General features: G+C 62.5%; 15 protein-coding genes. 10 read left to right on the top strand and 5 right to left on the bottom strand.

From position 1 onward, the window contains the following. Positions 1-7: 7 nt before the first annotated feature. The 5 genes from VKR55_RS18050 to VKR55_RS18030 all read left to right on the top strand — a co-directional run bounded on the left by VKR55_RS18050 (position 8) and on the right by VKR55_RS18030 (position 4,877). On the top strand, positions 8-538 hold the full coding sequence (locus VKR55_RS18050) for a cytochrome b (RefSeq protein ID WP_324405351.1): 531 nt from the start codon (positions 8-10) through the stop codon (positions 536-538). A gap of 60 nt (positions 539-598) precedes the next feature. Continuing rightward, positions 599-1,444, top strand: coding sequence for a sugar phosphate isomerase/epimerase family protein (locus VKR55_RS18045; RefSeq protein WP_324405349.1), 846 nt, complete (start codon positions 599-601; stop codon positions 1,442-1,444). Between the two features lie 184 nt (positions 1,445-1,628). Further along, positions 1,629-2,588: a lipase family protein gene (locus VKR55_RS18040; protein WP_324405347.1), complete on the top strand. Its 960-nt coding sequence runs from the start codon at positions 1,629-1,631 to the stop codon at positions 2,586-2,588. A gap of 52 nt (positions 2,589-2,640) precedes the next feature. Beyond that, positions 2,641-3,369: an SDR family oxidoreductase gene (locus tag VKR55_RS18035; RefSeq protein WP_324405346.1), complete on the top strand. Its 729-nt coding sequence runs from the start codon at positions 2,641-2,643 to the stop codon at positions 3,367-3,369. A 188-nt stretch (positions 3,370-3,557) separates the two neighbouring features. Continuing rightward, positions 3,558-4,877: an MmgE/PrpD family protein gene (locus VKR55_RS18030; protein WP_324405345.1), complete on the top strand. Its 1,320-nt coding sequence runs from the start codon at positions 3,558-3,560 to the stop codon at positions 4,875-4,877. A gap of 225 nt (positions 4,878-5,102) precedes the next feature. On the opposite strand, the gene VKR55_RS18025 is transcribed toward VKR55_RS18030, so the two are convergent. Together VKR55_RS18025 and VKR55_RS18020 are read right to left on the bottom strand one after the other, a co-directional pair. Next, positions 5,103-8,417: an adenylate/guanylate cyclase domain-containing protein gene (locus tag VKR55_RS18025; protein ID WP_324405344.1), complete on the bottom strand. Its 3,315-nt coding sequence runs from the start codon at positions 8,415-8,417 to the stop codon at positions 5,103-5,105. A gap of 162 nt (positions 8,418-8,579) precedes the next feature. Continuing rightward, complete coding sequence (locus VKR55_RS18020; protein WP_324405343.1) at positions 8,580-8,813, bottom strand: hypothetical protein; 234 nt, start codon at positions 8,811-8,813, stop codon at positions 8,580-8,582. A 1,139-nt stretch (positions 8,814-9,952) separates the two neighbouring features. On the opposite strand from VKR55_RS18020, the gene VKR55_RS18015 reads away from it, so the two are divergent. Beyond that, positions 9,953-10,435 carry a hypothetical protein gene (locus VKR55_RS18015; RefSeq protein ID WP_324405342.1) on the top strand — a complete coding sequence of 161 codons (483 nt, stop codon included), beginning with the start codon at positions 9,953-9,955 and terminating at the stop codon, positions 10,433-10,435. A 157-nt stretch (positions 10,436-10,592) separates the two neighbouring features. Here the strand turns inward: VKR55_RS18015 and VKR55_RS18010 are convergent, their stop codons facing one another. Further along, complete coding sequence (locus VKR55_RS18010; RefSeq protein ID WP_324405340.1) at positions 10,593-11,606, bottom strand: MBL fold metallo-hydrolase; 1,014 nt, start codon at positions 11,604-11,606, stop codon at positions 10,593-10,595. 774 nt (positions 11,607-12,380) lie between these two features. On the opposite strand from VKR55_RS18010, the gene VKR55_RS18005 reads away from it, so the two are divergent. Both VKR55_RS18005 and VKR55_RS18000 read left to right on the top strand, forming a co-directional pair. Next, a complete protein-coding gene (locus VKR55_RS18005; protein WP_324405339.1) occupies positions 12,381-13,619 on the top strand; it encodes a glycosyltransferase family 87 protein in 1,239 nt (412 codons plus the stop codon). Positions 13,620-13,773: 154 nt separating this feature from the next. Beyond that, positions 13,774-14,448, top strand: coding sequence for a TetR/AcrR family transcriptional regulator (locus VKR55_RS18000; protein WP_324405337.1), 675 nt, complete (start codon positions 13,774-13,776; stop codon positions 14,446-14,448). A 7-nt stretch (positions 14,449-14,455) separates the two neighbouring features. On the opposite strand, the gene pyk is transcribed toward VKR55_RS18000, so the two are convergent. Both pyk and VKR55_RS17990 read right to left on the bottom strand, forming a co-directional pair. Further along, positions 14,456-15,892, bottom strand: coding sequence for a pyruvate kinase (pyk, locus tag VKR55_RS17995; protein WP_324405336.1), 1,437 nt, complete (start codon positions 15,890-15,892; stop codon positions 14,456-14,458). Next, a complete protein-coding gene (locus VKR55_RS17990) occupies positions 15,889-16,488 on the bottom strand; it encodes a DUF1036 domain-containing protein (protein WP_324405335.1) in 600 nt (199 codons plus the stop codon). The genes pyk and VKR55_RS17990 overlap by 4 nt, the downstream gene beginning before the upstream one ends. 186 nt (positions 16,489-16,674) lie before the next feature. Here VKR55_RS17990 and VKR55_RS17985 point away from each other — a divergent pair, with 186 nt between their 5' ends. Then, positions 16,675-16,971, top strand: coding sequence for a DUF1244 domain-containing protein (locus VKR55_RS17985; RefSeq protein WP_324405333.1), 297 nt, complete (start codon positions 16,675-16,677; stop codon positions 16,969-16,971). A gap of 224 nt (positions 16,972-17,195) precedes the next feature. After that, positions 17,196-17,468: a DUF2312 domain-containing protein gene (locus VKR55_RS17980; RefSeq protein ID WP_324405332.1), complete on the top strand. Its 273-nt coding sequence runs from the start codon at positions 17,196-17,198 to the stop codon at positions 17,466-17,468. The last annotated feature ends 136 nt before the right edge of the window (positions 17,469-17,604 follow it).

Here is a 17,604-nt window from a genome sequence, read left to right as displayed (position 1 = left end):
TTTCTCCATGATTGCACGCCTCCAGTACGGCACGACGGCTAAGGTGTTTCACTGGCTCATCGTCGGGCTGCTGGTCGTGCAGTACCTGATCGGTTGGCTGATGCCGGACATTCACCGCGGTCAAGAGCCCGGTGCCGGTATGACCGCCCACATTTCCCTGGGCATCTCGATCCTCATTCTGATCGTGCTGCGCTTCATCTGGCGCCTTACCCATCCCGTCTCGCTCGAGAGCACGTTGCAGCCCTGGCAGCGCCTGAGCTCCGCACTGGTGCACTGGACGCTCTACGTCCTGGTGCTCGCAACGACCTTGTCGGGCTGGCTGTTCGCATCCTTTCGTGGCTGGACCGTGTCTTTCTTCGACCTGTTTCCGCTCCCGATGCTCGCTGCCGACAATGCGGCCGCGGGCAAGGCGATTGACGGCTGGCACCAGGTGGCCGAGTGGACGCTGCTGGTCTTCGTCGGCTTGCATGTGCTTGCGGCCCTGGTGCACATCTTCGTCTATCGGGACCGCGTCATGCAGCGCATGCTCCCCGGCTGATCTTCACCCGTGAGGAATTTGCGCTCGTGAGTCCGGCTTGCGATGAACCGGAAATCCCCCATGCGCCGCTCGGATCTGACAATTGGCCTGATAACCGATGAGGTTTCGCCTTCGCTCGACGACGGGCTCGCCTTCGCACGCGAGGAGGGGATCGGCACGATCGACCTGCGCGTCATCGATGGCCGCAATGTGCTGGCGCTGTCACGCGGCGAGCTGGCCGAGGCGGCACGGCGCGTGCGGGCTGCGGGACTATCGGTGTCGTGCCTCTGCACGCCGCTCCTGAAATGGAGCCCGCCCGGCAAGACGGCGCGAAGCGAAGGCGATCAGTTCGGCTTCAAGCTCGGCGACCATACGCCGCGCGACGTCTACGCCCACGCCTTCGCGGCCGCGGAGATCCTCGGCGCGCGCAAGCTCCGCGTCTTCAGCTACCTCGCCTACGACGGTTACCGCCAGGATGATCTGCGCGAGCCGATCGACGAACTGCTCGGCTTTGCGGAAAAGTTCGACATGACATTGCACGTCGAGAATGAGGGCGTCTGCAACATCGCTGGTCTAGCCGAGCTCGAGGCGCTGATCACGGCGTATCGGCATCCGCGGCTCAGGGCACTGCCCGACATCGCCAATGCTTATCTGACGCCCACGCCGCCATCGGCAGTCGATCTCGCGCGGCTGTTGCCGTTCACCGATATCCTGCACATCAAGGACTACGCCAATGCGGCGCGCCGTTTCGTCGCCGTCGGCGAGGGAGACATCCCGATCGCGGCCCTGCTGGCTGCGACGCTGCCCGCCCGCGAGGCGCCCCTGACGCTGACGATCGAGACGCATGCCGCCTCGGAGCCGGCCGCAACCACGCGACGATCGGTCAACGGGCTGCGCCGGATAGTCGATTCTCTTGGGCTTCCCTGACGTCTCCCATTGTTCGGCAAACGGGCCGTCGCATCGGTATTCGCATCCTCGCTAATGAGTGGAGGTTCGGCGAACCCAATTCAGGTGTCAGTTTCACTTTCAGGTTGCATCCCGCCCGGTCCGATGGTTCGATCCGTGGCGTGATCCTCGAAATAATCGCCACCTCCAGCACGCGGTAGTTTCCATGAACACAGCGGTCTCGTTCGGTCTTCTCGCGATGTATGCGGAGGACATGTACACCGGTGGATTGCTCAATCCGCCCGCCGATCCCCGCGTCGCCGCGGCAGGCTGGGACATCGCGGCTTATCTCACCGCCAACGATGTGCTGATCCCAGACCCCAGCGACGCGGACCGTCGATTGACCGTCGATCGGTCACAGCGCGTGTTCTACGGCTTTCTTGCGAAGAGCAAGGCAGATCCCGCGTCCTTTGTCGTAGCGGTCCGCGGCACCGACGGTCTGGTCGAATGGCTCATCGATGCGAAATTCCTGCTCGTCAAGCATCCGGCCTATCCCACCACTCAGGTGGAGCAGGGATTTTTGGGTGTCTATCAGACCATGAGTCTTGCAGATCCCGCGACGGGCGCGACCACGCATGCAAATGCGGCGGATGGCATCGCGGCCATGATCGGCGCCGGCTCCGTCACCCTCACCGGCCATAGTCTCGGCAGCGCGCTCGCGACCTATCTCACCCTCGACGTTGCGGTGAAACTTGGAGCGCGCGCCACGGCGTGCCTGTTCGCTTCGCCGCGCACCGGTGATGCCGCCTGGACGGCGCTGTTCGACGGAACCGTCGCGAACTACCAGCTCTACAACTACATCCTCGATCTCGTGACGCATGTCCCTGCGCTCGGATATGCGACGCTGTCGAAGGCCACCGTCCTTCAGCCGTCAACGGCGCAGGCCGACATCCGCCTCGATATCTTCTGCAATCATCACGTGATCTGCTACGCTGCCATGATCGACTATGCCGCCGCCATGGCTGCGCCAACGTTGCCCGAAGATGTCAAATGCGAGCTCTGCATTTCGCCGCCACCGATGTCCAAGGCTGCAATCGGGCTTGCGGATGTGATCAACGAGTTCGGCGTCGGCGACGAAAAGGCGCTCGTGATGTTGAAGGCGTTGCACACGATCAGCGCGGTCTAGCTAGCTGGTTCGGTCTGTACGTGTCATGGTGACCCGATCAGGGTGGAGAGCGATGGCGAGAGAGTTGGAAGGCAAGATTGCCGCCGTGACCGGGGCGGCGTCGGGCATCGGATTGGCGAGTGCCGAGGCGATGCTGGCGGCAGGCGCGCGCGTGGTGATGGTCGACCGCGACGAGAGGGCCCTGAAGGCGCTCGGCAACAAGCACGGCGACGTCGTGGTCCCCCTGGTCATCGACCTGCTAGAGCCGAAGGACTGCGCGACGTTGCTGCCCAAAATCCTGGAGAAGACCGGCCAACTCGACATCCTGCATGCGAATGCGGGGACCTATGTCGGCGGCGATCTGGTGGATGCCGATACGGCAGCGATCGACCGGATGCTGAACCTGAATATCAACGTCGTGATGAAGAATGTGCACGACGTGCTGCCTCACATGATCGAGCGCCGGACGGGCGACATCATCATTACAAGTTCGCTGGCCGCGCATTTTCCGACACCATGGGAACCGGTCTATGCGTCGTCCAAATGGGCGATCAACTGCTTTGTCCAGACGGTACGACGACAGGTCTTCAAATACGGCATTCGCGTGGGCTCGATCTCGCCCGGACCCGTCATCACCGCACTGCTCGCGGACTGGCCACCCGAGAAGCTGAAGGAAGCCAGGGAGTCGGGAAGCCTCCTGGAGGCCAGCGAAGTGGCTGATGTGGTGACGTTCATGCTGACGCGGCCGCGCGGCATGACCATTCGCGACGTCGTCATGCTGCCCACGAATTTCGATCTTTAGGGAGCATCCCGGTCTTGCATACAACGGCGCGCCGCGTGACAGTGCCGTATCCAAAAGGCAGGATGAGTTCTGATTGAATCAGTCGGCCGCGAATTCGGTTCACCTCTCCCAAAGGGAGAGGTGGAAGCTCCGATGCCGCGTCAGTTCAAACTTAACTTCATCAAAGTCCTAAGGCACGGGAGCGAAACATGCCGAACCTCACCGCGAAGCTTGCCCGCCATATCGTTGGCTATCGCAGCGCCGAGCTGGATCGCGCGGCGCTGACGGTGGCCAAGCAGTGCGTTCTGGATTGGTACGGCGTTACGCTTGCCGGCACCAACGAGCCGGTTGCGCGCATTCTGCGTGAGGAGCTGGCGGCCTCTGCGCAAGGTCCATCGTCGATCGTGGGCTTCAATCTGCGCTGCTCGCCGGTCGATGCTGCCTTGATCAACGGCGCGACCTCCCATGCGCTCGACTACGACGACGTTCATCCGCTGATCGGTCATCCCACCGCCGCAGTGCTGCCGGCGGTGCTGTCGATCGCTGAGGCGAAAGGGCGTTCGGGAATGGACGTGCTGCGTGCCTTCATCGCAGGCTATGAGGCGGCCGGATTTGTCGGCTCGCTCGTGATGCGCTCACACTATGAGCGTGGCTTTCACTCGACCGCGACCCTCGGCTCGTTCGGTGCGGCCGCAGCGGCTGGGCTCCTGCTCGATCTCGATGAGGCGCAGATGACGATTGCGCTTGGTCTTGCCGGCACCCAGGCGGCCGGGCTGAAATCGATGTTTGGCACCATGGCCAAGCCGTTCCATGCCGGTCGCGCCGCGGCCAACGGCGTGCTCGCTGCACGCCTTGCGGCGCGCGGATTCACGGCCAATCCCGGCGTGCTCGAGGCGGCGCAGGGATTCGTCGCGACCCAGAGCGATGGCGACCCATCGGCCGATCTGCCCTTGCCGCGTCCGGGCAGCCTGGTTGTGGAGACGCTCTTCAAATACCACGCCGCCTGCTATCTCACCCATTCCAGCATCGAGGCGATCAAGCTGTTGCGCCGGCAGTTGTCCTTCAGCGGCCCTGATGTGGCAAGCATCGACATCCATGTCGGGCCGGGACATCTGTCGGTTTGCAACATTGCCTCGCCGCGGAGCGGGCTCGAAACCAAGTTCAGTCTGCGTCACACTGCTTCCCTCGCCGCTTGCGGCAAGGATACCGCCGCGATCCAGACTTATTCCGATGAGAACGCCCGTGATGCGACGCTCACCATGGTTCGCGAACGGGTGACTGTGCACGCCGATCGCGGTGCAGGCCGGGATGCCCACGTCATGGTCAAGACGAGCGGCGGCCAAACGGCTGACGCCAGCTTTGACGTGGCGATCCCGGATCGAGATCTGGATCGCCAGGGTGGGCGCCTCGTGGCCAAATTTCATAGCCTCGCCGATCCGGTCATTGGAGCCGAACGAGCGAGCATGCTCCAGCGCCAGGTCGCCACGCTGGACGAGGACCACGACATCCACATGCTGATGGCCGCATAAGAGTTCGGACGGCCTCGACTTCGATCAGGGGCCATTGGCGCCAGCGGTCCGCTTTCGAGCCCGACGACGTGGGTCATGCGCCTGCAATCGTACCCCATGCTCACGCTCTGCGCACCGGCGGCGACGAGCTGCACTTGACACGTGATGGGATCATCGGCCGAAATGCGTCAAGCCTTACAGTGCAGGCGATGAACGGCTATCCCGCCGCGCAAGCGGTGAACTGCATCAGGCGAGCTGGTCGAGCAGCGCCTTGGCGTCTCGCAGGACCGGCGTGTCGAAGCCCTCGGTGAACGAGAGATACGCCGGTACGAGGCGGTCGTGAGCTTCGGCGCACCTGGCTTGATCGCGCCACAGGCGGGCGAGGCTGGTTGCCGCGTGGAGCCCAAGCGTCTTCGCGCTTTGGTGCTCCGCCAGAGCGAGCGCTCGATGATAATTCTGCTCTGCAGCAGCCTGGTCGCCTCGCGCATTCATCATGTCGCCTCGAAGTCGATACAGCTCGACCTCGCCGCACCGCTCGTTGGTCGTCTCGATCAGCTGCGCAGCCTCAACGAGGCAATTCTGCCCCTCCTGCAGAAGCCCAACCTTGGCGTGAGCCTCGGCGAGAAAGCAGAGCGCGAGCGGCGTATGCACGACGGCTCCGGCAGCACGAAGCACCGAGAGCCCCCTGGCGAGCAGCGCGAGGCCGTCCTGCACCTGTCCAAGTGTTGTCAATGAACGACCGTGCTGAAGAAGTCCGACGCCCAACCAGAGCGGAAAGCCGTGCTCGTTGGAGAGAGCCACGAGCTCCTCCGCGTGCCGCCTTGCGTCATGCAGCAAGCCGGCGGCCGCCTCCACCGCACACACCTTGCTCAGCACAAAGGCCACCGTGAACGGATGGTCGAGCCGGCGGGCTTCCGACAACGCTTCGTCCGCGCGCGCACATCCCTGATCGATCTCGCCCAAAAGCGCCAATGTCGACGCCAAGTGACCCAGGCTCGCCGCGTGCGGATCGGCCACGGCTATCGCGGCGCAAATCGTGCGGGCGGCCGGATCTCTCAGGCCATCACACCGCTCGAGAAGGGTTCGCGCTGCCACAAACTCCCCGCGAAAGTAGCAACTGGCGCCGTGAATATAGTGACCCAGCAGGAGAGTGGCTTGATCTTTTCTTGTCTCACCCAATTTCTCCATCTGCTCGGCAAGCGACACCGCCAGCTCGTGCTCGGCCCGAACCATATGGAAACCCCATTGGAAATAGAGCAGCGGAGCGAGACGATCCGCCCGGTCGAACCGCTCAGCGAGTGTTCGCGCCCTGAGGAGGGTGTCTGCCACCACTGGTGCCGAATACCCGCTCGCTGCCATCTGGGCCCGCCCGAGGGCAATTTGCAGGTCGAGCTCATGCTGCGGGGGCCGCGACTCCTCGGGCATGTTCGCCAGCAATTCCAGACCCCTCCGCAATTGCGCCACCGCTTCCGTCATCGCCGACCGCGCGAGCGCCTGCTGACCGGCCTTGAGCCGGTAGCCGACCGCCTTGTCGTTGAAACCAGCCTCCGCGCAATGGTGGGCCATGAGTTGCGGCTGAGCGGCTGCGATCTCAGGGAACTGGCTCTCCAGCGTCGTCGCAACGCGAGCATGAATCTGCTGGCGTCGGCCGCGCAGCATGGTGCTGTAGGCTGCGTCCTGGACCAGCGCGTGCTTGAAGGTGTACTCTGCCTCGGGCGCGGTACCCCGCTGGAAGACTAGTTCAGCACGCACGAGCTGCGCCAAGGCCTCGTCCACCTGTTGCCGCGGAATGGGCGAGACGGCACTGATAAGCTCATGCGAGAACGACCGACCGAGAGCCGAACCGATCTGCGCAATCTCGCGCACGGGTGCCAAGTGATCGAGCCGTGCCAGGAGCGAGGCGTGGAGCGAGCTTGGGATGGCAAGCGGAGGCACGGGCCCCCTCGCATCAAAGCGGTCGCCCGCGTCGGTCAGCATGCCGCTTTCGATCACCGTCTTGGTCAATTCCTCGATGAATAGCGGTACTCCATCGGTGCGATCGATGATCCGTTCGGCGATCTCCCGGGGCAACGCCTTGCCACCGGTCACCCGCATGATCATCTCGGCGCACTGTCCACGTGGCAGGCGACCAAGGCTGATCAATGTTACATGCGAACGCCCGATCCAGGCTGGCGCGAACTCCGGACGAAAAGTGATGATGAGCAAGACCCGCAGGGTGGCCACCCGGTCGACCATGCGGTCCAACAGGTCGAGCGATGTGGGGTCGATCCAGTGCACATCCTCGAGCACCATCAGCACGGGCCGGCGCGCCGCCAGCCCCTCGAGCTGGGCCAGGAGGGCACCAAGCGTCTTCTCCTTGCGCTTCTGCGGGCTGAGGTTGAGTGGTGGATAGCGATCGCCGATTGGCACCGACAGCAGGTCCGCGATCAGAGGAACAGCCTCGCTGAGGTCAACGTTTGCTTCCGCGAGCAAGGCCTCTAGCCTGGTCAACCGTTGATGGTCCGTATCGTCACGCCGGAATCCCGCCGCCCGCTCAAGCTGTGAGATGGTTGGGAACAGCGCGCTGTCCTGATGGTGCGGTGAGCAAAAACGGCGCAAGCGGATGTGTGGCTCTTTGCTCAGTTGCTCCAGCGTAGTTTCGGCGAGGCGTGATTTGCCGATGCCGGGCTCACCCGATATCAGCACGACCGAGCCGTCGCCGTGCTTTATTTGCTGCCAGCGTCGCATCAGTAGCTCGATCTCCTCATCGCGGCCGAGCAGTGGCGTCCTGGCTACGCGCAAGGCCTCGAAGCGGCTATCGACCGCGCTCGCACCGATGACTCGCCAGACCGGCACTGGCTCGCTGAAGCCTGTGATGGGCACGCTCCCGAGAGCAAGATACTCGAAGAGCCCACCGACGAGGCGGCGGGTGCTGCCATCGATGACGACAGTATCCGGCTCGGCCAGCGCCTGAAGGCGCGAGGCTAGGTTGGGAGTCTCGCCGACTACCTCATGTTGCTGCGATGCGCCCCTCCCGACGAGATCTCCGACGATCACCAAGCCGGTGGCAATGCCAACTCGCACTCGCAATCTTGCCTCCGGGCCAGTATCGAGCCCTGCCACGGCCGCGACCAATGCCAGCCCGACGGATACCGCGCGCTCAGCGTCGTCTTCATCCGCCCGTGGATAGCCGAAATATGCGAGCACGCCGTCGCCCATGTATCTGGCAACGAACCCGCCAGATTTCTCGATTTGCTTGGCACAGCAGCGGTGGTACGCACCAATGATCTCCCGCAAGTCCTCAGGGTCGAGCCTTGTCGAAAGCGCCGTGGAGCCAACAAGATCAGCGAACATAACCGAGACCTGCCGTCTCTCGGCCTCCATCCTGGGTCTCGGTCCGTCCTGGTCGAGCCCCGCAATCGCGCGCAATATCTTCCTGCGATGGCCGAGCGAGACACCGACTTTTTCGAGATCCTCGTCCGTCAGATCGCGCAGAATGCTTGGATCAATGTCGTTGTCGGCGAAACGCTGCGCGTATTGCACCAGGCCAAGTGTGTTGAGCCAGTCCGCAATTTGCTGCATTTCGCACCACCACTGACTGATTGGCGGCTAGCCGAAATCCTGGGCTACGGCAAAGAAAGATATCCCAATCTTTTCACGTTTCGAGATTAACATGAATTGGTTTGCGGCATTCAGCCGCGGCTGGCGCTCGAACTTTGCGAGTGGTGCGACAATACAGATGCGCTACCAAGCAGATCGTGCCTTGCGCGGTTCCGAGGCTTGGATGGCTGAGGCTTCTTTCGTCGCGGCGCCGTCGCCCAAACCGCTAACCCGATCACCAGGGCCGGCAGGATCGCTGGCATCCCAACTCGCTTCCGGGATTTCATCGCTAGCAACCGAGAGCCGAAGCTGTTTTCGCATTTCGGCGAGGCGGGCACGGCAGTACTCGCGGTAAATCAGATCGAATATGGCGGGCATGATCGAACCCTCGCTTGATCATTACCGTTAATGTCCCACGCGATAGATTTCGGTCATTTTCACCCTCGGCGCAAAATGAACAGGTGCCGGAGGGAGTTTGTGTCCGATGAATCCGATGGCGATTTCGCGCCTAAAGCAGGAAACGAAATCGGTATCAGAGGACATCCAAGTGCTGCAGATCAATCTGCACCGCGGATCGTTGAGTTCGATCAATCGCGAACAACGTAGTAACTGGACTTCGCCTCGCAGTCGCCAGCGATCTTTAAATCGAACCCGATGGCAGCAACGAGAAATAGAACCATCATGGTCATCTCCCCTTAAAGGAGATTTTGATATCGCGCAGCTTGATGAAGACACGACCCGTGTCGAAAGCACCGCCGGCGTCAAGACGCTAGTGTCAGGGCGGAGTGAGCCACCAAACATGGGCAGACTCCGCAACTGGCCCCTACCGACGAAGGCTGGCGTTCATCCGCACGCGGCTGTTCGGGCTGAACCGCAAAGCGCCGAGTGTGGCCAAATCGACCGAACGACGCGCATTCATCCGCTTTCTCGCTGACCGGTGCCAGTGCATGTCGAACAATATCATCGCGTCAGATCATTCGGGATCCATTCCTCAGCGGTTGAATTCCAATGATGGGTGTCGTCGAATTGTTTCCAGGCCGGCTTGGGCTTGCGTTCACCGCGCTCCCTTCGAAACACAATCGATGGCGGAAAGCCGACACTACCCAAGAGCGTCGTCATCCAGTCGTGAGCATTATGTTGGGTCTTTCGCTTGTTCATCACCCTTAGCATCGGACGCCTCCTTGAAAACAAGAAGCTGGGTCAATGCTAGCTCGTCCAAGAGCAGACAAATGTAAGCGGCTTCACTATCCCAAAATGAACTTGTCAGGGCGGACCCAGTACCCTGGAGGTCCGCGCAGCCGAACACGTCCAGGTCGCATATATTGGCCCATCGCATCGATGTTCGCTTGTCTGCTTTTGGGCCGGTTTGGGCGCCAAGCGGACAGGATCGCTCTCACTCAGGGCTCAACCTGGCGGGGCTGACTTGGGATGACGGCTGAGGGTGGTCTAGCCACGGGCTTCCCCCGCGTCTTGCGCAATGATAATGTTGCACATTGCTGGGTGGAGCTCGAAGAGTTATGCGCGGTACGGTGGTCGTTGCTTCGCTTTTGTCGTTTTTGCTCTCTTCGTTGCCGGCACATGCTCAAGCAGAAGCAAAATTCACCGTCGATGGACTGGTCAATTGCACCCAACCTGCCGTTCGCGATTATCCTCTTCATATCGATGGCGCGGGACAGCTATCGACCGACCGAACCGCCACCCTGGCCGTCTCGGGCAATGTTGAAAATACGATCTACAATGCAAAGCTTGGAGGCAAGCCGATAGAGGCCGAGAGCGGCTCTGCCTCACTGCGAGTGACCAGCAGGCGAAGTCTTCGCGCCATACGGGACTATCCCAACAACAAGCTGGTGATTGATCTCACAGTTCGCGGCCACAAGTGCGCGATCAAGATAAGTCATCGGCTCAAACCGGGAAAACGACAATACACTTTCGTGACATCCTTCGGACTCGCCTATTGCGACAAGCCGCGGATTACGTCGGCGACTTGCAGCGCCCAGTGATCGCCCCACGGAGTGGTCGGTCCGGATCGAATGATGTCAGTGACGGCCGGCGAGTGCCGGTGTTCGCTTACGTGTCCGTTATCGAGGGCGGACCGGATGAGCCGACCCGCGCCCGAGCGATGCAAATGCCAAAGGGGCATCGCGGGCTCTGACCGTTTTACACCACCATCAGGTCCTTTCCGACGATGATCTCGCCCTTGAAGTATTTTGCCACCGGGGCACGCCAGGTTTCATCGTCGATGCTATCGATCGCCGGAGTGAGGTGTGACAGCACCAGTGTTTTGACGCCTGCTTCCTGGGCGATACGGCCGACATCTTCGGAGGGGGTATGGTCTGCCTTCATATGCGCCATGAAGGCGTCGAATTTGACCGGCCGACCTTGGGCAACCATGCCTCTGACATATGTCTCGACGGCCGGCACGTACATTGTTTCGTGAACCAGCACGTCGGCGCCTTTCGCCATTTCCGCGACGGCCTCGAGCGGTGTGGTGTCGCCGGAAAAGGCGATCGAGCGGTCCTTGAAGTCGAAGCGATAGGCGAGCGCCGGCTTCACCGGCGGATGCTCAACGACGATCGAGGAGACCTTGACGTTGTCGTCCTGCATCACCGGTCCGGCGCCGGGGACCTCCTGCACATTGACGGCAGTGAGCGGCTTCATGTGGAAATCCTCGGCCCAGAAATCGACGGTCTGCTTGTAGGCGCGCATGAAGTCCTCGGTCATCTGCTTGAGCGGCGGCGGACCGAAGGCGCGAATGTCGAGCGGCAGACCCTGGACCCAGCCGACGATCAAGAGCGGGCCGTATTCGATATTGTGGTCGGGGTGATGGTGGGTGATGAAGATCGACTTGAGCGCGCTGAACGGGATGCCGGTGCGTGCGTATTGATCGGTGACCCCCATACCGCAATCGAGCACATAGGCCGAGCCGTTGCTAAGCATCGCGTGCGACGTCATTTGCCGCGAGCGGCCGGGCACCGGGCCGGCGGCGGTGCCGAGCAGCACAAGCTTGGTGCCCTTGGCGTCTTTCAGTGCCGCCTGTGTCTGTTGCGGTGTCCAGTGCGGTCCGGCTGTCTGTGCGGCCGCCGGGAAGGCGGCGCTCAGGGCGGGAGTGGCGGCGAGTCCGGCAAGGATATGACGGCGCGAAAGCCCGAGCATGCGCGAAGTGTTGGTCATGGCTTCTCTCCCTGAACGCGAATGGTTGCCGTTGGCTTTGCTTTGGTCGAGGTGTCACGATATCGGCTTGGCAATCGCGGTGCAATTTTGTGCAGTTTTTCGCCGCCAGGCCGGCATGAATGGCCGGAGAAGTGATTGCCCGACGACGGGCAGTCCGCACATACCCGCCATGCGCAAATTGCCCGTCGTGTTATTTTGTCGCATCTTTTCGATATTGCAGAAATCGACAAATCAGAAATATAGTCCTGCCATCCCGCCTCGACACGAGGGACGTTCGGCCAATCGTCACGACACGTGAGGCGGGGATGCGATGGACGCCGTCGGCGCGCAAGGACGAAGCGCGCGTGAGGCGTCCGACGAAGCCGTGTGGTCCCGACACCCCGATGCTGGTGTCAACCCCCGGTCATAAGCCCGGGGCGACGGTGACTACAAAGCCCGGTACGCCGAGGAGAGCACGGAGTAAGTCGTCCAACATCGCGCGGGGAATGCCGGACGTGTTCGGTTGTACCTGTGACCAACTCGTGTGCGTTCCCTTAATTTTGCTGCACACGAGACCGCGGGTGCAACGGCGCCCGGCATTCCCTGCGCCCTCTGAATTTTCCGAGGGACAATGACGGTGCATCACTCGGGCATGTCATGCCGCGAGACTATGGAGTTGCGACCGTGATTCCGCCTGGCCCGCCGCCAAACCTTAAGATTTCCTCAACGCAAACGAGCCTATTGCTGGAGCGCATGCGCCCGCAGATCCGGTGTCAAGGCGCAATGAGGCTTCCCATGGCACTTGACTCGGCAACTGCCGTTCCCACTTCGAAACTCGACGTTGCGCCGAACGGCGTGCCATCAGCCCTGTTCAACGTCTGCTTCGTGCTGCTCGTCATCAACCTCTCGCTGTTTCCGGTGGCATATCTCTCGCACGCGTGGATCTACGACAACCATGGCCTCGGCGTGCCGACCGATTTCGTCAACGTGTGGGCCGCCGGCAGGATGGTGCTCGATGGACACCCCGCGCTTGCCTACGATTGGGACCTGCAGAAGCAGGTCGAGCTCGCGCTGTTGAAGCAGGATTTCATCGGCTATTTCGCCTGGCACTATCCGCCGCCGTTCCTGTTCGTCGCGTCGTTGCTCGCGATGTTTCCCTATGCTGCCGCCTTCATCGGCTGGGTCTCGGTCAGCATCCTGCCCTATCTTGCCGTGATGCGCGCGATCGTCGGCCGCGGCTTTGGCCTCGTGCTCGCGGTCGCGTTTCCGATGGTGCTCAACAATGCGCTGGTCGGGCAGAACGGATTTCTGACCGCGGCCCTGATCGGCGGCACGCTTTATCTGATGCCGACGCGTCCGGTCGCGTCCGGTATTTGTCTCGGGCTTCTCACCTACAAACCGCAATACGGCTTGCTGTTTCCGCTTGTGTTGATCGCGGCGTCGGAATGGACGGTGTTCATGAGCGCCGCGATCACGGCGGTCGCGCTCGCCTTTGCGTCGTGGCTTGCGTTCGGCACCGCGAGCTGGCAGGCGTTCTTCCACTGGATGCCGATGTTCTCGCAAGCCTTCCTGTCCGAAGGCAAGGCGACATGGTGGAAGTTGCAGAGCGTGCTGTCGCTGGTGCGTTACTCTGGCGGCAGCGAGCAGCTTGCCTGGATTTGCCAGTGGATCGTGAGCCTCGCGGTTGCGGTCGCGCTCATCATGATGTGGCGCAGCCGAAAGGTACGCTATGAGCTGAAGGCCGCTAGCCTGGCGATCGGCACCATGCTGATCACGCCGTATCTCTTCATGTACGACATGATGGTGCTGGCGATTCCGGTTGCCTATCTCGCGCGGCTCGGACTTGCGGAGGGATTTCTGCCTTACGAGCTGCCGGGCTTTGCCTGTGCGCTTGGCCTGATCCTCTGCTTCACCTTCTGGGGCATTCCAACCGGCCTCGGCGCGACCTTGATCATCGGCGCTCTGGTTATGCGCCGCGCCGGTCCCTGGTGGCGGCGAGAGCCGGCGTCCGCCGGCGCTGCGGCTCCCGTATAGAAACATAGAGAACCGTCATATTTGCTTCTTGTGTTCCGTCCTGAATAGTAGTTCAGTTCTTCACAGCGATTTGCAAGCCAAATCGCTCAAAACAGTGAAGACGCGTTCGATCGTGCCTCGAAGCCGGTCCGCGTAACGGGACGAGAAACGCGCCATGGTTTATCGGCGGACCCATCAAGTCGTGAAGCGTCTTGCGGCGCGCCGCAGCGCGATTTTATCGGCCGCGCGCGATGCGGCGGCCGAGGCCGGCATGTCGGCGGTGCAGATTGCTCCGGTTGCGGTCCGCGCCAATGTCGCCGCCGGCACCGTCTATCGCTATTTTCCCTCGAAGGCGGATTTGATCTCGGAGCTGATCGCCGATGTCTCCCGCGACGAACTCGCCGCGATCCGCCGCGCGGCGGATGCGGCGCCGGGGCCGTCGTCGGCGCTTGCCGCCGCGGTCTCGACGGTTGCGGTGCATGTGCTGTCCCAGCGCAAGCTTGCCTGGGGCATTCTGGCCGAGCCGGTCGACGTCGATGTCACGGCCTCGCGGCTCGCGAGCCGGCGCGAGATCGCGGGCGAGATCGCAAGCCGCATCGATGCCGCGGTCAAGGCCGGACATTTGCCGGCGCAGGATAGCCAGCTCGCCGCAACCGCGCTGCTCGGCGCGCTGCACGAGGCTCTCGTCGGGCCGCTCGCGCCGGACAACCTCGATGATCCCGGAAAGATGCGCGACACGGTGCAAAGCGTGACGCTATTGGCGCTCCGCGCCGTGGGCGTGATGGACGCGCGTGCCCGCGGCCTCGTGGTGCAGGCGGTGCTGCCGGCGAAAACACTGGTCGGAGCGTGAGCCGCGCTCACATGTTCGCGTCGCCGTCGGGGCCGACGGAGGCGATGCGCACCATGTTGGTGGTGCCGGGAATGCCGAGCGGCACGCCGGCGACGATGATGACGCGCTGACCGGCGCGGACAAAGCCGTCGCGGAAAGCAATGCGGCCGGCGCGGTCCACCATGTCATCGAGATCATGGGCGTCCTCGGCGACCACGCAATGCACGCCCCAGACGACCGACAGTTTGCGCCCGGCGGAGAGGTTCGGGGAGATCGCGACGATCGGCGGCTTGGGACGCTCGCGCGCCACGCGGATTGCGGTCGAGCCCGACGACGTCCAGCAGATGATCGCGGGCAGATCGAGCGTCTCGGCGATCTGCCGCGCAGCGTCGGCGATGGCATCGCCCGCGGTCGCCTCCGGATCGGGCCGTTGCGCCGTCACCACCTGGCGATAGGTCGGATCGCGCTCCACCTCCTCGCCGATGCGATTCATGGTCGCGACCGCCTCGACCGGAAATTTGCCGGCCGCCGATTCCGCCGAGAGCATGATCGCATCCGCGCCCTCGTAGACGGCGGTGGCGACATCGGAGACCTCGGCGCGGGTCGGCACCGGCGCCTGGATCATCGATTCCAGCATCTGGGTTGCGATCACCACCGGCTTGCCGGCGCGGCGCGCAAGCCGCGTCATCTGCTTCTGCAGGCTCGGCACGCGCTCCAGCGGCAGCTCGACGCCAAGATCGCCGCGCGCCACCATCAGCGCATCGGAGGCCTCGATGATGTCGGGCAGGCGGTCGATCGCCTGCGGCTTCTCGATCTTGGCCATCACCGCGGCGCGGCCGCGGATCAACTTCTTGGCTTCGATCACGTCCTCGGCGCGCTGCACGAAGGACAGCGCGATCCAGTCGATTTCCGTGGTCAGCGCCGCCTCGAGGTCGGCGCGATCCTTCGGCGTCATCGCGGAGACCGGCAGGTCGGTATCGGGCAGGCTGACGCCCTTGCGGTCCGACATCTTGCCGCCGATCACGACGCGGGTAACGGCGCGCTCGGGCGAAGTCTCTTCGGCAATCAGCCGCACCTTGCCGTCATCGAGCAGGAGCGCGTGCCCGGGGCGGAGCGCTGCCAGAATTTCCGGATGCGGAAGCTGCACGCGCGTGGCATCTCCGGGCGCCTTGTCGGAATCGAGCACAAAGCTCTGGCCGTTGTGGAGCTGCACTGCGCCTTCCGCAAACGCACCGAGACGCAGTTTCGGGCCCTGCAGGTCGACCAGAATGCCGATCGGCCGGCCGTAGCTCGATTCAACGTTGCGGATGGTTGCCACCAATTCCCGCATCTTGTCGTGCGGCGTGTGGCTCATGTTGATGCGGAAGATATCGGCGCCGGCCTCGAACAGGCGGCGGATCATCGCGCTGTCCGATGAGGCCGGTCCGAGGGTAGCGAGGATCTTGATACGGCGCAGCCGTCTCATGGCTTGGTCCCGGGCGTGGCGGCTGGCGGCAGACCAGTCACGCCCGGAGGCGCAGCACCCGGTGTACCCGGCGTCGTATTGGGCAGGCCCGGAACCTTGCCGCCCGGCCCAACCGTGCCCGGCAGGCCGGGCACTGTCTGCGGCGTGGGCTGCTCATTGGCGTCGGTCAGTTGCACGGTCCAGGCCCGTTGCTCGCCGGTGTCGACTTCGAAGAAGCCGGTGCGGTCGAAGCCGCGTGCCAGGCAATTGTCGGTGCCCTTGATCGTGAACTCCTTGTCGCGCGAGCACATAAAGGCTTGTCCCGACCACTCGCCGCCGCGATCATAATCGAGCGCGTAGATGTAATAGTAACGAGCCACCAGCGCGCCCTTCAGCAAGGTTTCACAGCTTCGCGAGGAGATGTTCCACCAGCCTTCGGTTGTCCATCCCTCGGCATCCTTGTAACCAAGCGCGATGCCGACCCGGCTGGAGGTGTTGTTGCACAGACGAAAGTCTGCGGCAGCGGGATTGTTCCAGAGGCAGAGGAATGCAAGCACAAGTGCTGGCAGTACGCTGGCGGTGAGATGGCGAGGGCGAGCGAAGCTTTGAGGGATCATTGCGCGAAGCACTATGGGTTGCTTATCGATTTCGCGTAAAGCCGAGGCGGCGTCAACGTTTGGGCGGGTATTTCAGGGGCCGACACCGGCCGAATCGTCCCATAAGCGCCTGTTTATGCTGCGATATGGCAAAATCTATGACAAGGTCCACATAATAGCGAAATGTGTAACGGCGGGATAACGATCATGGACAACAAAACCAGAACGGAACTCGAAGCCGCCGCCTTCCGGCGCCTGGTCACGCATTTGCGCGAGCGGACCGATGTCCAGAACATCGACTTGATGAATCTCGCGGGCTTCTGCCGCAACTGCCTGTCCAACTGGCTCAAGGAGGCTGCCGACGCGCATGGCGTCGCGCTCACCAAGGACGAAAGCCGTGAGGCGGTCTACGGCATGCCCTACGAGACGTGGAAGACCAAATATCAGGGCGGCGCCACGCCCGAACAGATGGCGGCGATGAAGAAGGCGCATCCGGGTCACTGATCCCCGGTTAGACGCAACTCCCGTAGCCTTACAGGAGCGCCCCGTCCCGCGATCCACAGCTTTCTCCGACTCAGCGGGAAGGTGTGGGTGCCGCTGTGGATGAACCGCCTGTTGCCTTGACGGAAGTCCCCCCAAACTTGAGGGTCGTCCGCGAAGAGCCGCGGGCGATGGAAGCAGGCTTGCGCGCTCCAGGCTCATTGTCAGTTCGCTTTCAGGAGTAAGAGATGGCTACCCCCGCCGCCGTGAAGGAAGAAGAACCGGCGACACGTTTCGCCAAGGATCAGCTCAAGTCGATCATCGAGCGCATCGAGCGGCTGGAAGAAGAGAAGAAAACGATCTCGGACGACATCCGCGACGTCTATGCCGAAAGCAAGGGCAACGGCTTCGACGTGAAGGCGTTGCGGACAATCATCCGCCTGCGCAAGCAGGACCCCAACGAGCGCCAGGAGCAGGAGACCATTCTGGAAACCTATATGCAGGCGCTGGGGATGCTGTAAGGCTTGTCATGCGCGGGCTTGACCCGCGTATCCATGTGCTTTCGTCATGGCCGGGCTTGTCCCGGCCATCCACGTCTTTTGCTGGCAATGAAGACGTGGATGCCCGGCACAAGGCGGGCATGACGAACTCAATTAC

Origin of the sequence: Bradyrhizobium sp. (genome assembly GCF_035309285.1) — a bacterium.
Classification (GTDB): Bacteria; Pseudomonadota; Alphaproteobacteria; order Rhizobiales; family Xanthobacteraceae; genus Bradyrhizobium.
This window is presented reverse-complemented; position numbering and strand designations above follow the sequence as displayed.

Bases quoted from the DNA above. Each gene is read 5' to 3' on its own strand.
- VKR55_RS18035 (WP_324405346.1), top strand. From the start codon at position 2,641: ATGGCGAGAGAGTTGGAAGGCAAGATTGCCGCCGTGACCGGGGCGGCG.
- VKR55_RS18030 (WP_324405345.1), top strand. From the start codon at position 3,558: ATGCCGAACCTCACCGCGAAGCTTGCCCGCCATATCGTTGGCTATCGC.
- VKR55_RS18005 (WP_324405339.1), top strand. From the start codon at position 12,381: ATGGCACTTGACTCGGCAACTGCCGTTCCCACTTCGAAACTCGACGTT.
- VKR55_RS18000 (WP_324405337.1), top strand. From the start codon at position 13,774: ATGGTTTATCGGCGGACCCATCAAGTCGTGAAGCGTCTTGCGGCGCGC.
- VKR55_RS18045 (WP_324405349.1), top strand. From the start codon at position 599: ATGCGCCGCTCGGATCTGACAATTGGCCTGATAACCGATGAGGTTTCG.
- pyk (WP_324405336.1), bottom strand. From the start codon at position 15,892: ATGAGACGGCTGCGCCGTATCAAGATCCTCGCTACCCTCGGACCGGCC.
- VKR55_RS18050 (WP_324405351.1), top strand. From the start codon at position 8: ATGATTGCACGCCTCCAGTACGGCACGACGGCTAAGGTGTTTCACTGG.
- VKR55_RS18015 (WP_324405342.1), top strand. From the start codon at position 9,953: ATGCGCGGTACGGTGGTCGTTGCTTCGCTTTTGTCGTTTTTGCTCTCT.
- VKR55_RS18025 (WP_324405344.1), bottom strand. From the start codon at position 8,417: ATGCAGCAAATTGCGGACTGGCTCAACACACTTGGCCTGGTGCAATAC.
- VKR55_RS17990 (WP_324405335.1), bottom strand. From the start codon at position 16,488: ATGATCCCTCAAAGCTTCGCTCGCCCTCGCCATCTCACCGCCAGCGTA.
- VKR55_RS18020 (WP_324405343.1), bottom strand. From the start codon at position 8,813: ATGCCCGCCATATTCGATCTGATTTACCGCGAGTACTGCCGTGCCCGC.
- VKR55_RS18010 (WP_324405340.1), bottom strand. From the start codon at position 11,606: ATGACCAACACTTCGCGCATGCTCGGGCTTTCGCGCCGTCATATCCTT.
- VKR55_RS17980 (WP_324405332.1), top strand. From the start codon at position 17,196: ATGGCTACCCCCGCCGCCGTGAAGGAAGAAGAACCGGCGACACGTTTC.
- VKR55_RS18040 (WP_324405347.1), top strand. From the start codon at position 1,629: ATGAACACAGCGGTCTCGTTCGGTCTTCTCGCGATGTATGCGGAGGAC.
- VKR55_RS17985 (WP_324405333.1), top strand. From the start codon at position 16,675: ATGGACAACAAAACCAGAACGGAACTCGAAGCCGCCGCCTTCCGGCGC.